Below are 14,085 nucleotides of genomic sequence, written 5' to 3'. Positions count from 1 at the left end.
AAAAAGAGGAGAGCCGATGAAGAAACGATATTTACTACTCGCGTTACTTATTCTTTCAGTTCTATCTCTTTTTGTAGGGGTAAGCAGCATTTCTCCAAAGATGTTACTTGACTTTCAATCAGAAGAAACTGAGATCTTTTTAATTAGTCGCGTTCCAAGGTTAATTTCTATTTTGCTAGCTGGAGCAGGGATGAGTATTGCTGGTTTGATTATGCAGCAATTAAGTAGAAACAAATTTGTTTCTCCGACAACCGCTGGAACATTAGATGCAACAAGGCTAGGAATTCTCGTATCGATGCTATTTTTTACGAATGCAACGATGCTTCAAAAGATGGGAATCGCCTTTGCTTTCGCTCTAGCAGGGACTTTCTTATTTATGCAAATCCTGGACAGAATCAAGTTCAAGGATGCTATATTTATCCCGTTGGTCGGACTCATGTTCGGAAATATTTTATCATCGGTTGCTACGTTCTTTGCGTATCGGGCTGATGTGATTCAGAATATGTCAGCATGGCTACAGGGAGATTTTTCAATGATTATGAAAGGCCGCTACGAACTGTTGTACATAAGTATACCGGTGTTATTAGTAGCTTACTTGTATGCTAATCGGTTCACGGTTGCTGGGATGGGGGAGGATTTTTCCAAAAACCTGGGTCTTGCCTATAAGCGAATCGTGAATATAGGGTTGGTATTAGTGGCTCTTATTACGGTGACAGTGGTTCTTACAGTCGGGGTTATCCCTTTTTTAGGGTTAATTATTCCGAATATTATTTCAATTTTCAAAGGGGATCATTTGCAAAAGACCTTGCCACATACGGCGTTACTGGGAGCAAACTTTCTTTTAGTAACTGATATTCTTGGCCGAGTCCTTATTTATCCATATGAGATTTCAATCTCTTTAATGGTCGGTGTGATCGGCAGTGGAATCTTCCTATTCTTGTTGTTCCGGAGGAAGGCGTATGCGTAACTCAACCAAGAATATATTACTGACTGTGGCTGCAATAGCCGTTTGTGCTCTTTATTTATTTCATGATTTGAATGGAAGCTATGATTATGCTCTTCCAAGAAGAGGAACTAAGGTAGTAGCCATGATTGTAACTGGGGTGGCGATCGCTTATTCCACGGTCGTATTTCAAACGATTACCCACAACCGAATCTTAACTCCGAGCATTATGGGGCTAGACTCCCTTTATATGCTTATCCAAACCGTCATTATTTTCTTCCTGGGTTCAACTCATGTCACGGTGACGAACAAGCAAGTGAATTTCGGAATATCAGTGGTAGCGATGATTGTCTTTGCGCTATTACTCTATCGATTTCTTTTTAAGAAAGGGAATCAACCAATCTACTTCTTATTGTTGATTGGAATTATTGTAGGAACCTTTTTCTCAAGTATTTCGACATTTTTACAGGTATTGATTGATCCGAATGAATTCCAAATTGTACAAGATCGAATGTTTGCAAGTTTTAATAATATTAATACCGATATTTTGTGGATTGCGATTGGGATTATAGGATTGTTAATTCTTTATGCTTGGCGATATACAACGTATTTAGATGTACTGTCTCTAGGTAGGGATAACGCTGTAAATTTAGGAGTTAATTATGATTCATTAGTAAAGAAAATGCTCATACTTGTGGCGGTGTTTATTTCCGTCTCAACGGCACTTGTCGGTCCGATTACGTTTTTTGGATTGATTGTAGCGAACCTGTCTTATCAGTTGTTTGGAACCTATAAACACAAAATTCTGATCAGCGGAGCGGGTTTGATTAGTATCATTGCCCTTGTTGGTGGCCAATGGGTGGTAGAAAGAGTCTTTACATTTTCAACGACACTTAGCGTCATTATTAACTTCATTGGTGGCGTGTACTTCATTTATTTACTGCTAAAGGAGAGTCGATCATCTTGATTCAAGTTCAAGCACTTTCGAAGTTTTATGGAAAAAAGAAAGTCGTAGAAGATGTAACGGTCTCGATTCACAGAGGAAAGATTACTTCTTTTATCGGCCCGAACGGAGCAGGAAAGTCCACTCTGTTATCAATGGTTAGTCGCCTTTTGGATGCAGATACAGGTGAGGTACTCATTGATCAATCGAATATAAAAAAGATGAAGTCCAATGATTTTTCAAAAATTGTATCGATCTTAAAGCAATCGAACTATATGAATGTGCGTTTAACGATTCGTGAGTTGGTTTCATTCGGTCGCTTCCCTTATTCAAAAGGTCGCTTAACGGCTGAGGATGAGAAAATGGTTGATCAAGCCATTGAATACATGGCGTTAAAGGAGATGGAAGACAGATATTTAGATGAGCTGTCAGGAGGACAAAAGCAACGAGCTTTTATAGCGATGGTTATTGCCCAAGACACCGAGTATATCTTACTGGATGAGCCACTAAATAATCTGGATATGAAGCATTCGGTTCAGATTATGAAAATTTTACGCCGTCTAGTGGATGAACTTGGAAAAACGGTCGTGATCGTTCTTCATGATATTAATTTTGCTTCTGTCTATTCGGACCGTATCGTTGCTCTAAAGGATGGTAAGGTCGTAAAGGATGGACCAACAAATGAGATTATCCAATCAAAAGCGTTGAAAGAAATTTATGATATGGATATTCCGATTCAAGAAATGAACAATTGCCGAATCTGCGTGTACTTTAATTCATAAAAAGGGGATAGAAAGATGAAAAAGTTAGGTTTATTTTCTCTTATTTTCACAATGCTTTTCTTATTAGCTGCATGTAGTGGCAAAGAGGAAGCAAGCACGACTGCTAGCACTGAAGGAGAAAAAACAGAAGAAGAATCAAAAGAGGTAACGATTACTCACGAATATGGGGAAGTGACTGTAGAGAAGAGCCCTAAGAAGGTAGTAGTATTTGATTTTGGTGTTCTTGATACGTTAGATGCATTTGGTGTAGAAGTGGCTGGAGTTCCACAAGCAGTTGTACCAAAAAGCTTAGAAAAATATGCTGGTTCTGAATATACGAATGTGGGAGGCTTAAAAGAGCCTGACTTTGAAGCGATTCATCACTTAGAGCCAGACGTGATCTTTATTTCTGCAAGACAAGCAGAACTATATGATCAATTTGCAGAGATCGCACCAACCGTATTTATTGATGTTGACTATACAAACTATATGTCTTCTCTTGAAAAGAACTTTGAGCTTTTAGCTGAAATTTTTGAAAAGGAAGATGTACTTGCTTCGAAAATGGATGAGTTAAAAGCAAGCATCGAAGAGCTTAACAAGGAAGCTTCTGCTTCAGAAAGCAAAGCATTAATTTTATTAGCAAATGAAGGAAAAGTAAGTGCATACGGACCAAGCTCACGCTATGGATTTGTACATGATGTGTTTGGCTTTAAAGCGGTAGATGAAAATATTGAAGTATCTCAACACGGTCAAAGCATTACATTTGAATACATTCTAGAGAAAAATCCAGATGTGATTTTTGTTATCGATCGCTCTGCTGCTGTTGGTGGAGAAGTGGGGGCAAAAGAAACGATTGAAAATGAGTTAGTGAAGAAAACAAGCGCATATAAAAATGGAAAGATTATTTACCTAGATGCAGTGAACTGGTACATCGCAGGAAATGGTGTTCAATCAACAAAATCGATGGTAGAAGAAGTAAAAGCAGCACTTAAATAAAGCGTGATAGTATAATGGAAGACACCTTAGATGGTGTCTTTTGTTTTTTTATCTAGAAACACGGTGCCCAGTTCATCTATTTGAGCAACAGCGATGTCGGAAGGGCTTTGGATTCCGTTTGCTTGTAACATGCTACTCACCCAATGCTCATCCTTTCCAGTACCCTTTAAGTGCTCCATCACGAGCTTACCATCAATAATAAAGGTTCTTGGGATCCCGCGAAAAGGTGGGGATATCTGTAAATCCTGATTTTTAGCGGTTTGTTGGGCAACTTTTTTCTGTGCGGATAGCGATCCATCGGTTTCTAAAAAAGCATACTCCACTTCATCTAAATAGTAGATATCCTTTTTTCTTAATAATAATAACAAATCGTCCATCGTTAGCCTTGCTTTGGACATTCTATCTTCTAAAATTTTCCCATCTTTTATAACAAGCAGAGGCTCACTGTTAAGAAGTTTACGAGCATGGTGAGACTTAATGGAGAAAATATCAGAGAAAAGAGCCAGAGCTGTAAAGATCGCCATTCCAAAAAGACCGATAGGAATGGGGATTTTATCAGCAAAAATAAACGAACCTCCCATGGAACCAATGGTAATCCCTGCTATGAAGTCAAAGAGTGTTAAATGAGAAATCAATTTTTTTCCAAGAATACGGCATAGGACATACAAGGCAACAAAGGTGATGCTTACTCTGGCTGCAGTATCTAAATAACTCATACACTCTTTTCCTCCAGTTAGATTTTTCATAATTGTACAAAACTAATATGTCCTTAAAAAGGAGTAGAATAACTGGTTTTTTATTGGAAATAGAAAAAGACCTTCGAATGAGGTCATTTTACTGAGTACTAGTATTTAATCTTAAAGGAAGGATATGGATCGGTTTTCTCCCTTGTATGTATTTCCATGTTATTGACCTTAGAGAAAGGATTTCCTTCTCGTATGGACTCTATAAAAAGCTGCAGGTCCTCTGGTTGACCGACAGCAATTATTTCGACGCTGCCATCATCCATATTTTTTACCCAGCCGGTGACTCCATATTGTGCGGCTCTCATTTGCGTATAGTATCGAAAGCCCACTCCTTGAACTTTACCAGAAACGACAATATGTAACTGGTCCACGTTATTCACTCCTAAATTCATCTTAACAACTTAATATATGTAGTTTCATCCTCCCATAATTCGAATTTCTTTGCAATAGCCTCTTTTGGATTGCCAACTTGTCGAGGTTCGCTAATTTTTCATGTTTCGCCCTGAGTTTGGTTGTAAAAGACAAGATGATTACATAAGTTTGGCGAGTACCTGAAATGATATAAAGGTAGTTATCCTGAGAAAAGGAGCATCTGAAATGACAAAATCAAAGAGTCAACAAGAACGTCAGTGGAGAGTAAGAAAAGAAGATCAGCACCCACATGGAAAAGTAAAAAGTTTTGAAGAGCTAGGTGCTGGGGTTAAAGGGAAGAATAACGATAACAAGTAAAGCATGAGGATTTTCCTCATGCTTTTTTAACGTTTTTTCTTTTTGGAGTTATCTAACGCAACAAGCTTATTTTTATTAACTGCTTCTAGGGCCACGTAAACGTGAACATTTTTTTCATCAATCGGTGCTATGTTTGTAATTTTCCCCTTGCGTCCTTTAATTTTTACATTTTGCCCTTCTTCAGGGAGACTTTTAAGAAGCTGAGTTAATAAAACATTTCTGTTTTCGTAATAAGTGACTACAAACATGTTATCCTCACCTATCCTTTCTGCAGGTTGAAAACACCATGTTAATACATATAGAAAGAGAGAAAGGTTTAGACCTAGAGCAACTATAAAAATTTAAGGCTTGGTTCTTAAAACCAAGCCTTGTTTGATCTATTTCTATTAGAAAGCCCAATTTCCGTTTCGAAATACGGGTTCTGTTTGATCATCAATCGTAATTCCATCGATGTTCATTTCAGCTGAGCCGATCATGAAATCAACATGTGTGATGCTTTCGTTGAGACCATTCTTCTCAAGATCTTCAGCAGACATCGTTTTTCCACCTTCGATACAGAATGCATAGGCACTTCCGATGGCTAAGTGGTTGGATGCATTTTCATCGAAGAGAGTGTTGTAGAAAAGCACATTGGATTGAGAGATAGGAGATTGGAACGGCACCAATGCAACTTCTCCTAAATAATGTGATCCTTCATCGGTATCAACAAGGCGTTTTAGAATGTCCTCGCCTTGCTCGGCCTTCACATCGACAATGCGCCCATTTTCAAAAGTAATGGTGAAGTTATCAATGATATTTCCACCGTAGCTAAGCGGTTTGGTGCTAGCTACATATCCGTTCACTCCTGTTCGGTGTGGAACAGTAAACACTTCTTCTGTAGGCATATTGGCCATAAAGCTGTTTCCTTGTTCGTTAATACTGCCAGCGCCAACCCAAATATGCTTTTCTGGAAGTGTGATCGTTAAGTCTGTTCCAGGAGCGGTATAGTGTAGTTTTTTGTAGCGACGTTCGTTTAAGTAAGCCACTTTCTCATGAAGTGTTTCGTCATGCTTTTTCCATGCTTCAACCGGATTGTCTAGGTCGGCACGAGTCGCTTTGAAAATAGCGTCCCAAAGGAGGCTCACTTGTTCTTCAGGTGCTGCGTCTGGGAATACTTTAGCAGCCCAATCGGAAGAAGGAGTGGCAATAACCGTCCAGCTCACTTTATCTGACTGAATTTTTTTACGGTAGTTACTTAAAGCTGTTCCTGCTGCCTTTTGGAAATTGGCAATACGCTCAGGGTTCACCCCTTTAAGAAGGTCCGGACTTGATGACACAATGGACATGAAGGCTGCACCTTTATCAGCAAGCTCTTCGAGTTCGCGTGCACGCCATTCAGGATACTCTGTAAAAGCTGCATCTGGTGCTAACTCATATTTTGCACGTGTGACCATGTCATCTGCCCAGTTTACAATTACGTTATGAGCACCCACCTCATAAGCTTTGCGTACCACTAGGCGAACAAACTCAGCTGAGTCGAGTGATGTATTGATAACGAGTGTCTGATTAGGCTGGACGTTCACGCCCACTTTAACCGCCAGCTCTGCGTATTTTTCTAAATTAGCTTGAAAGCTCATATGTATAGTCTCCTTTTTTATGGATTCTTCTTTCTTATTGTATTCGTTTTTTCTAGAAAAAGAAAACAAATTCGCCACCCGAAAGGTTTTTTTTACCATGAAGAGTGGCGATGATAAGTACCTATGCAGAGTCTTTTGCATCTGTTAGAGGTTGCTGCTGATGATTCAGCCTTGAAAACATGATCCAATAGATAACGGCACTACCAATAGCAAGAACGGCAATGGTAAAGAAGGTCCACTCATAGCCAATCCATACAGTCAAAGGAATGGAGATCGGTGCAATGGTCCGTCCGATGGTGTATCGTAAACTTGCTGCAGCGAAGTATTGTCCTCTCATATGCTCAGGGGCTATTTTTGAAATAAAGCTTTGCTGTAATCCCGCAACTAGAAGTTCTGCTACAGTGAAGATGGCCATTGCAAATACAAGTCCCCAAATCCATTCGGTTTGACCAAATAAGATAATTGCGATGGCATAAAGAAGGGAAGACGCGATAAATACTTTTTTTTCTTTAAATCCGTTGACCCATTTGGTAATGGATACGGTTAATAGAGCAACAAGCAAGCCATTTTCTGCAAGGATGAAACCAAAGGCTTGTTCTCCACCGACGGTTAAGGACCAATTACCGATGGCCAGCAGAGATTGGTTATGAACAACTTCCTTTGTATAAACTGGGATGAGCAAGTCGAGCTGCATAAAGGTTTGTGCAGCTAGTATCCCTGCGGTAATAAATAAAAGGAAGGTTCGATCTTTAATAATGACTTTGTAGTCGCGAAGCTGATTACCAACGAACGAATACCATTTTGTGGTGGTACTTTCTTTGTGCTCGTAAGTTGGTGCTGTTTCACGAGTCCATTTTTGTAGGACGGCTGCGAGAGCGATACAAACAATCCCAGCGATCAGGAGCAGCTCAAAGCGGTGATTCACATAGAAAATCGCTCCCAGTAGAGGACCGATGACGACTGCGATGTTAATCGATGTGTAAAAGACGGCAAACACACTGCTTCGGTTTTTCTCGTCGACCACATCAGCGACCATAGCCTGACTAGCTGGCCAGTAGATGGATCCGAAAAAACCAACAAAAGAGAAACATAGGAAGCCAATCCATGGAGACTGAAGCCATGGTGAATCAGCGAGTCCGAACAACATAAAGCAAATTCCTTGGCCAAAAGCAGAAAGAACCATCATGCGTTTACGACCGTATCGATCCGCGCAATAACCTCCTATAAGATTGGCAAAAACTGAGAGAACCTGTGAGAGAATTAATAACAAACCAGCGAGGCTTTTGCCGAACTCATCGGCAAAATAGATCGTTAAAAAGGGAAAAAACATCCAAAAGGTAATGTTCATCAACGCCTCACCAAACAAACGAACCTTCAAATTGGAATCCCAATCGCGTATTCTCATGCTGAAACCCTCCTAATTCCGGTGACTAATTCTGGTGACAGACACCTCTCGTGGACAAAACCACATGAATTGTCTTTCTAGGGTGTCTGTCACCCTCCGTGGACAAATCCCCCTGATCTGTCTTTTTGTGGTGTCTGTCACCGCTCGTGGACAGATTGCCTTGATTTGTCCGTGTGGGGCGGACAGTTTTGTTCCTGAAAAAACGCTTAGGTGCCTGAGGGCATCTAAGCGTTCCTTTTAATCTTTCTTTTCTAGCGCTGCTTTTAATAAGTCGCCGAGGCTGTTTCCGAAGTTGTCGTCCTTTTGCGAGTACTTTTGAACAAGCTTTCGTTCCTCACGTTTATTGACAGCTTTCTTGCGCTCTTCTGCTTTTTCAACAACATTACACTTCCGGCATTGGAAGTACAAGCCAGCTTTTCCTTCGTGCATTTCCATTTTCTTTTTACACTGAGGACAGCGGCGGTTAGAAAGCTTTGGATCCTTTCGCTTTCGGTAGTTACATTCCGAGCTTGAGCAAACGAGAATCTTGCCTTCTTTGGTATTTCTCTCTTTCAACAAAGATTGGCACTCCGGGCATTTGGATCCGGTTAAATTATGAGCACGGTACGATTTATCACTCGTCTTAATTTCAGAAATCAATTGCTCGGTTTGCTTGCGAATTCGTTTTAAAAATTGCTTTGGATCTCCTTTGCCACGTGAGATGGCTTCAAGCTCTTTTTCCCATTTTGCGGTAAGCTCTGGAGAGGTAAGCTCCTCATTCACGAGTTCCATCAATTGCTTTCCTTTAGGAGTCGGATGTAAACGTCCATTTTTACGTTCAACAACTTCAGTTTCAATGATTCTTTCGATAATCTCTGCACGAGTCGCAGGGGTGCCGAGCCCGTATTTCTCCATTTGACCTAAGATATCAGACTCCGAAAATCGTGCCGGAGGTTCGGTTAGTTTTTTCTCCGCTTGAACCTGCCCTAACGAGAAAGACTGCCCTTTCGTAATCTGTCCGAGCTTTTGCCCACTCAGTTCCTCGTCTTTTCCTGTAATAGCTTTAAAACCTGCATCAACCACGACCGTTTCCTTCACAGAGAAGGACTCCCCGTTTACATCAAAAACGGCACGAAGTGTTTCGTACTGATACGCAGGGTAAAAAAGAGCAAGGAATCGCTTCACAATTAAATCGTAGAGCTTTCGTTCATCTGACTCTAAATCACGAAGGAATAATCGCTCTTCTGTAGGGATAATGGCATGATGGTCTGTTACTTTCTCATTATTAAACACCCGTTTTGCAATGACCTTCCCTTTGTTAGCGAGAATGCTACGAACTTCTTCCTTATAGCCTCCCGCAATTGCTTCGACACGGTCGAGCATCGTCGCTTCCATATCAGTCGTTAGGTAACGAGAATCCGTACGCGGGTAAGTGACGAGCTTGTACTGCTCATATAATTTTTGCAAAACGCTCGATGTCTTTTTCGCTGAAAAACCAAAGCGCTTGTTGGCATCACGTTGAAGCTCGGTTAAATCATAGGGCAGAGGCTGTTGCTCAGACTTTGCTGTACGATTAATCGACTGAACAATCGCTTTTTGTCCTTTACCTTTTGCTAAAACATGATCTACTTTGTCTTTGGAGAATATTCGCTTTTCACCATTTTCCTCCCAATCGGCCTTTAAAGGTCCAATTTGGGCGGAAATCGTCCAGTATTCCTGTGGTTTAAATGTCTGAATGGCTTTTTCTCGTTCCATCACTAACGCAAGCGTGGGAGTTTGCACTCGACCCGCAGAGAGTGGGTCCTTATATTTGGTCGTTAAAGCACGAGTTACATTAAGTCCAATCAACCAATCCGCTTCCGCTCGACAAACCGCCGATGCATATAAATTTTCATACTCGCTTCCAGGACGAAGCTTAGCAAATCCATCTTTAATCGAACGATCCGTATGAGAGGAGATCCACAAACGTTGAATTGGTTTATTCCAACGGATTTTTTCAAGAATCCAGCGCGCAACAAGCTCTCCTTCACGTCCCGCGTCGGTGGCAATAATGCATTCCTTCACGTCTTTTCGCTTGGCAAGAGATTCAATCGCTTTATACTGGTGAGAAGTTTGTTTCATAACCTTAAGCCCCATCTGATCAGGGATGATCGGCAGGTCTTCTAAATTCCATTGCTTGTATTTCGTATCGTAATGCTCAGGCATTTTTAATTCAATTAAATGTCCAAGCGCCCAAGTGACAATATACTTTGGCCCTTCAATATAGCTTTTATGTGTTTGCGTACAGCCAAGAACGCGCGCAATTTCTCTAGCTACGCTTGGCTTTTCAGCAAGTACAAGTGATTTCATTATTTATCCTCCGAATTTCCATTTGCTCGGGATAAGTATACAGGAAAACGAAAGAAAAAGGGAATAAGAAAGACCTTGCAATTGCAAGGTCTATTCGACGTCTCGAGTTTCCACTCGGTTTTTAAACGCTTCACGTACGACAAGAAATTCTTCATCGCCAATTGCGTCCTTTGTATGTTTTTCAACAAGAGTTCCCTCAGGAAACTTCCCAGGATGCCCCTTTTTCTTATGTTCAAAATCTTTTCCGCGACCCATTTTTCCACACTCCTTTCCTCAAAATTAGCTTTTCCGGAAAATTTCGCTTCTATGTAGAAAAGAAACAGGACAGTTCAGAAGGTTCATGCATATTTATAGAAAGTAATGGGTTGTAAATTTTTAGAAAGGGAGGGGGATCCAAGTGACTAATGAATCTCAAAATGAACAACAGCATTTTTACGCAACTCGAGACGATCAAGCTCCAACATTCTCGGCAAGTGGATTTTTAAATGGAGAAATCAAAACATTTGAACTTGAGCAATATAAAGGAAAATGGCTACTCTTATTTTTCTACCCAAGTGACTTTACACCCGTCTGAGAGACAGAGCTAGCGGCGGTCGCTGCTATTTATCCTTATTTTCAGGCAATGAATGTTGAGATTTTGGCTATCAGCACAGATAGCATCTATTCACATAAAGTGTTTCGAGAAACCACTCCCTCTTTACAAAATGTCTACTACCCTTTGTTGAGTGACAGAACTCATGCGATCTCCAAATCGTATCGAGTATTGGATGAGAAAACAGGAGCTGCTTTTAGAGCCTCATTTTTTATAGACCCGGAACAAATCATCGTTGCTAAGCTCGTCTATCCTAGGGAAGTTGGACGAAACCTTTATGAACATGTAAGGCTTATGCAGGCCCTTCAGCACGCAAAGGATACTGGAAAAGGTGTCCCAGCAAACTGGATGCCTGATCAAAGTTAGAAAGCAAAAGATGGAAACCCCCTCTCTTTCCACTATACAAGGTATAATAAGGGAAGGAGGGATGTTCATGGATTTTTCTCAAAGTATTTCAGAGGAACGCATTCGTAAAGCGATTGAAAATGGAGAATTCGATCAATTGCCTGGCTATGGGAAACCGTTAAAGCTCGATGATTTATCTGCCATTCCAGAGGAACTTCGTATGGCATATACCGTATTAAAAAATGCGGGAAATTCTCCGGAAGAACATACACTCAAGCAGGAAATGATGTCTATAGAATCTCTGTTAAAGTCCTGTGATGACGATAATGAAAGACTTGGTCTTCAGAAAAAATTAAATGAAAAGATGCTGCGTTATAACAGTATGCTATCCAAACGTCGCGTGAATACAAACTCTTCTATTTTTAAAAATTATGAGCAAAAAATAAATAAGAAGTTATTTTAATGCCTAAGATACCCTTAGGCATTTTTTGTTACATCTTCCGACATATTTTTTTTACATATTCTCTTAAAAAAATGACCTATATAGCCGAAATATATAGTAATAGGTTGATAGAATTAGGACTTCTATCACGAAGATACTCAGGAATAGACAGGAGAATGTAGTATGGATAAAACGTCGGTAATAGGTGTTGTCGTCGGGGTCGTGGCGGTATTAGTGGGGATGTTCTTTAAAGGCGTTAGCCCAGTGCAGCTAGTGAATCCCGCGGCAATTTTAATTATCTTGTTAGGTACGGCTGGGGCCGTGACAATCGCATTCCCAACCAGTGAAATTAAGAGAGTGCCAAAGCTTTTCGGAAAGCTTTTTAAAGAAGACAAGCTACCAAACACAGTTGACTTAATAAAAATGTTTTCTGATTGGGCACAGCTAGCTCGTAAAGAGGGGCTTTTAGCTCTAGAGTCAAAAACGAATGAAATCGACGATGATTTCTTGAAAAATGGATTATCACTTGCTGTTGACGGACAAAGTGCCGACTATATTCGCGACGTGTTATCAGAAGAAATTGAAGCGATGGAAGAAAGGCATCAATCGGGTGCACTGATTTTTACACAAGCAGGTACGTACGCTCCAACCCTTGGGGTACTTGGAGCGGTAGTAGGTTTGATTGCTGCCCTTGGATACATGAATGATATCGAGGGGCTAGGTCACGCGATTAGTGCTGCCTTCATTGCCACTCTATTAGGTATCTTTACCGGTTATGTGCTATGGCATCCATTTGCAAACAAGTTGAAGCGAAAGTCAAAGCAAGAAGTAAAAATTAAGCAAATGATGGTAGAGGGAATTCTATCGATATTAGAAGGGGAAGCACCTCGAGTAATTGAAACAAAGCTAGCTTCTTACTTACCAGGTAGTGAAAAGAAGAAGTTCTTAGCTGCGACAGGAGAACCGGCAAATGAGTAAGCGCCATAAGAAGCATCATCATGAAGAGCATGTTGACGAATCTTGGTTAATTCCTTACGCTGACCTTTTAACACTTCTACTAGCGTTGTTTATCGTATTATTTTCAATGAGTTCATTGGATGCGAAAAAGTTTCAAGCGATGGCAGAGGTCTTTAATGCACAATTTACGAGTGGAACGGGAATATTTGAGTTTCCAAGCCCGATTCCTGAAGAAGGCGCAACTGCACCAGACGAGCAGCAAAATGACTCTGAAAGCACTGAACAATCTAAAGCTCAATCTCAAGGGATGACCGAAGAACAAAAGCAGCAGCTAGCAGAACAAGCAGAACAGGTTGAACTCCAAGCCATTCAAGCAAAGGTAAACGAGTATATTACGAGCAAAGGGCTAGAGGACAAACTTGAAACCACTCTCGAAGATGACGGATTACACGTAACGATACGCGACAATGTGTTATTTGAATCAGGCAGTGACTCCGTGAGAACTCAAGATTTAACCATTGTGAGAGAGATCTCAGATTTACTTGTTATGGATCCTGCGAGAAGTGTTATTATCAGTGGACATACAGATAATGTTCCGATTAAAAATGCACGGTTCTCCTCTAACTGGGAGCTAAGCGTCATGCGTGCTATTAACTTTATGAAAATCTTACTTGAAAATGACAAGCTTGATCCAAGTTGGTTTAGTGCGAAGGGATACGGAGAGTTTCAACCTATTGCTTCAAATGAAGATGCAGCTGGAAAAGCGAAAAATCGTCGTGTAGAAATTTTAATTTTACCAAGAACAGCAGACTGATCCTATGATAGGTTCAGTCTTTTCCATTTTTAAAATTAAAAAAGGGCCACTCAAGGAGTGGCCAAAAAGAGATACAAGGGATTATTCATTAGGAAGCGCTTACAAGAAACGCAATACACAAAACTATTCGTTGTTATTATCAGGTTGTGGTACTTCCGGCTTACACATTCGATCCATTAAAATGCCAGCAAAGAGTATGCATGCAATTGGAATGGTAAAATTCAAGATGTGAACAACGGTCATGGAAATACCTCCTTCACACATGGTTGAATCTACTTTAATTATAGTGTTTATTCATAAAATTGGCAAATAAAATTCAAAAAATATACAAATTTAACAATTGACAACAATCAATATTAAGGCTAGTTTTTCAATCCAGTGTAGGAATGAAATATTTTTTCCAGTTAATGAGAATAATAAGGGTGGAAAAAGAATAGACAAAAGTTTATAATAAAGACAAATGTCTAA

The 14,085-nt window shown here is 40.3% G+C and carries 16 protein-coding genes; 9 read left to right on the top strand and 7 right to left on the bottom strand.

Annotated elements, in window-relative coordinates; all coding sequences use genetic code 11:
- Positions 1-16: 16 nt before the first annotated feature.
- From M3175_RS19285 to M3175_RS19270, 4 genes are read left to right on the top strand one after another with little or no spacing between them, the layout of a single operon-like run.
- Positions 17-967, top strand: coding sequence for an ABC transporter permease (locus M3175_RS19285; protein WP_251522591.1), 951 nt, complete (start codon positions 17-19; stop codon positions 965-967).
- Entirely contained in the window at positions 960-1,910 is a 951-nt protein-coding gene (locus M3175_RS19280; protein WP_251522589.1) for an iron chelate uptake ABC transporter family permease subunit, read from the top strand. Before M3175_RS19285 ends, M3175_RS19280 begins: the two co-directional genes overlap by 8 nt.
- Positions 1,907-2,668, top strand: coding sequence for an iron ABC transporter ATP-binding protein (locus M3175_RS19275; protein ID WP_251522587.1), 762 nt, complete (start codon positions 1,907-1,909; stop codon positions 2,666-2,668). Before M3175_RS19280 ends, M3175_RS19275 begins: the two co-directional genes overlap by 4 nt.
- Positions 2,669-2,683: 15 nt before the next feature.
- Complete coding sequence (locus M3175_RS19270; protein ID WP_251522585.1) at positions 2,684-3,643, top strand: siderophore ABC transporter substrate-binding protein; 960 nt, start codon at positions 2,684-2,686, stop codon at positions 3,641-3,643.
- Positions 3,644-3,669: 26 nt separating this feature from the next.
- Here M3175_RS19270 and M3175_RS19265 read toward each other — a convergent pair whose 3' ends face one another.
- Positions 3,670-4,359, bottom strand: a complete 690-nt coding sequence (locus tag M3175_RS19265) for a DUF421 domain-containing protein (RefSeq protein WP_251522583.1) — start codon at positions 4,357-4,359, stop codon at positions 3,670-3,672.
- Positions 4,360-4,487: 128 nt separating this feature from the next.
- Positions 4,488-4,760: an acylphosphatase gene (locus M3175_RS19260; protein ID WP_251522580.1), complete on the bottom strand. Its 273-nt coding sequence runs from the start codon at positions 4,758-4,760 to the stop codon at positions 4,488-4,490.
- Between the two features lie 226 nt (positions 4,761-4,986).
- Here M3175_RS19260 and M3175_RS19255 point away from each other — a divergent pair, with 226 nt between their 5' ends.
- Positions 4,987-5,118, top strand: a complete 132-nt coding sequence (locus tag M3175_RS19255; RefSeq protein ID WP_251522578.1) for a DUF6254 family protein — start codon at positions 4,987-4,989, stop codon at positions 5,116-5,118.
- A 26-nt stretch (positions 5,119-5,144) separates the two neighbouring features.
- On the opposite strand, the gene M3175_RS19250 is transcribed toward M3175_RS19255, so the two are convergent.
- The 5 genes from M3175_RS19250 to M3175_RS19230 form a co-directional block, all read right to left on the bottom strand.
- Positions 5,145-5,366, bottom strand: a complete 222-nt coding sequence (locus M3175_RS19250; protein WP_251522575.1) for a hypothetical protein — start codon at positions 5,364-5,366, stop codon at positions 5,145-5,147.
- 138 nt (positions 5,367-5,504) lie between these two features.
- Entirely contained in the window at positions 5,505-6,734 is a 1,230-nt protein-coding gene (locus M3175_RS19245) for an aminopeptidase (RefSeq protein ID WP_251522573.1), read from the bottom strand.
- A gap of 121 nt (positions 6,735-6,855) precedes the next feature.
- Positions 6,856-8,139: an MDR family MFS transporter gene (locus tag M3175_RS19240; protein ID WP_251522571.1), complete on the bottom strand. Its 1,284-nt coding sequence runs from the start codon at positions 8,137-8,139 to the stop codon at positions 6,856-6,858.
- A gap of 237 nt (positions 8,140-8,376) precedes the next feature.
- Positions 8,377-10,467 (bottom strand): DNA topoisomerase III, encoded by a 2,091-nt coding sequence (locus M3175_RS19235; protein WP_251522568.1) that lies wholly within the window; start codon positions 10,465-10,467, stop codon positions 8,377-8,379.
- Positions 10,468-10,557: 90 nt separating this feature from the next.
- The gene (locus M3175_RS19230; RefSeq protein ID WP_251522566.1) at positions 10,558-10,722 is read right to left on the bottom strand and encodes a hypothetical protein; all 165 of its coding nucleotides are present in this window, start codon (positions 10,720-10,722) and stop codon (positions 10,558-10,560) included.
- A gap of 142 nt (positions 10,723-10,864) precedes the next feature.
- On the opposite strand from M3175_RS19230, the gene M3175_RS19225 reads away from it, so the two are divergent.
- The 4 genes from M3175_RS19225 to motB all read left to right on the top strand — a co-directional run bounded on the left by M3175_RS19225 (position 10,865) and on the right by motB (position 13,617).
- Complete coding sequence (locus M3175_RS19225; RefSeq protein WP_251522564.1) at positions 10,865-11,425, top strand: peroxiredoxin; 561 nt, start codon at positions 10,865-10,867, stop codon at positions 11,423-11,425.
- A 67-nt stretch (positions 11,426-11,492) separates the two neighbouring features.
- Positions 11,493-11,867, top strand: coding sequence for a DnaJ family domain-containing protein (locus M3175_RS19220; RefSeq protein WP_251522562.1), 375 nt, complete (start codon positions 11,493-11,495; stop codon positions 11,865-11,867).
- Positions 11,868-12,029: 162 nt separating this feature from the next.
- Positions 12,030-12,824, top strand: a complete 795-nt coding sequence (gene motA / locus M3175_RS19215; RefSeq protein ID WP_251522560.1) for a flagellar motor stator protein MotA — start codon at positions 12,030-12,032, stop codon at positions 12,822-12,824.
- Positions 12,817-13,617, top strand: a complete 801-nt coding sequence (gene motB, locus M3175_RS19210) for a flagellar motor protein MotB (RefSeq protein WP_251522558.1) — start codon at positions 12,817-12,819, stop codon at positions 13,615-13,617. The genes motA and motB overlap by 8 nt, the downstream gene beginning before the upstream one ends.
- Positions 13,618-14,085 lie beyond the last annotated feature (468 nt).

It is taken from the genome of Robertmurraya korlensis (assembly GCF_023715225.1).
Taxonomy (GTDB): domain Bacteria; phylum Bacillota; class Bacilli; order Bacillales; family Cytobacillaceae; genus Robertmurraya_A.
The sequence above is the reverse complement of the archived record's forward strand: the minus strand, read 5'-3'. Positions and strand labels throughout refer to the sequence as shown.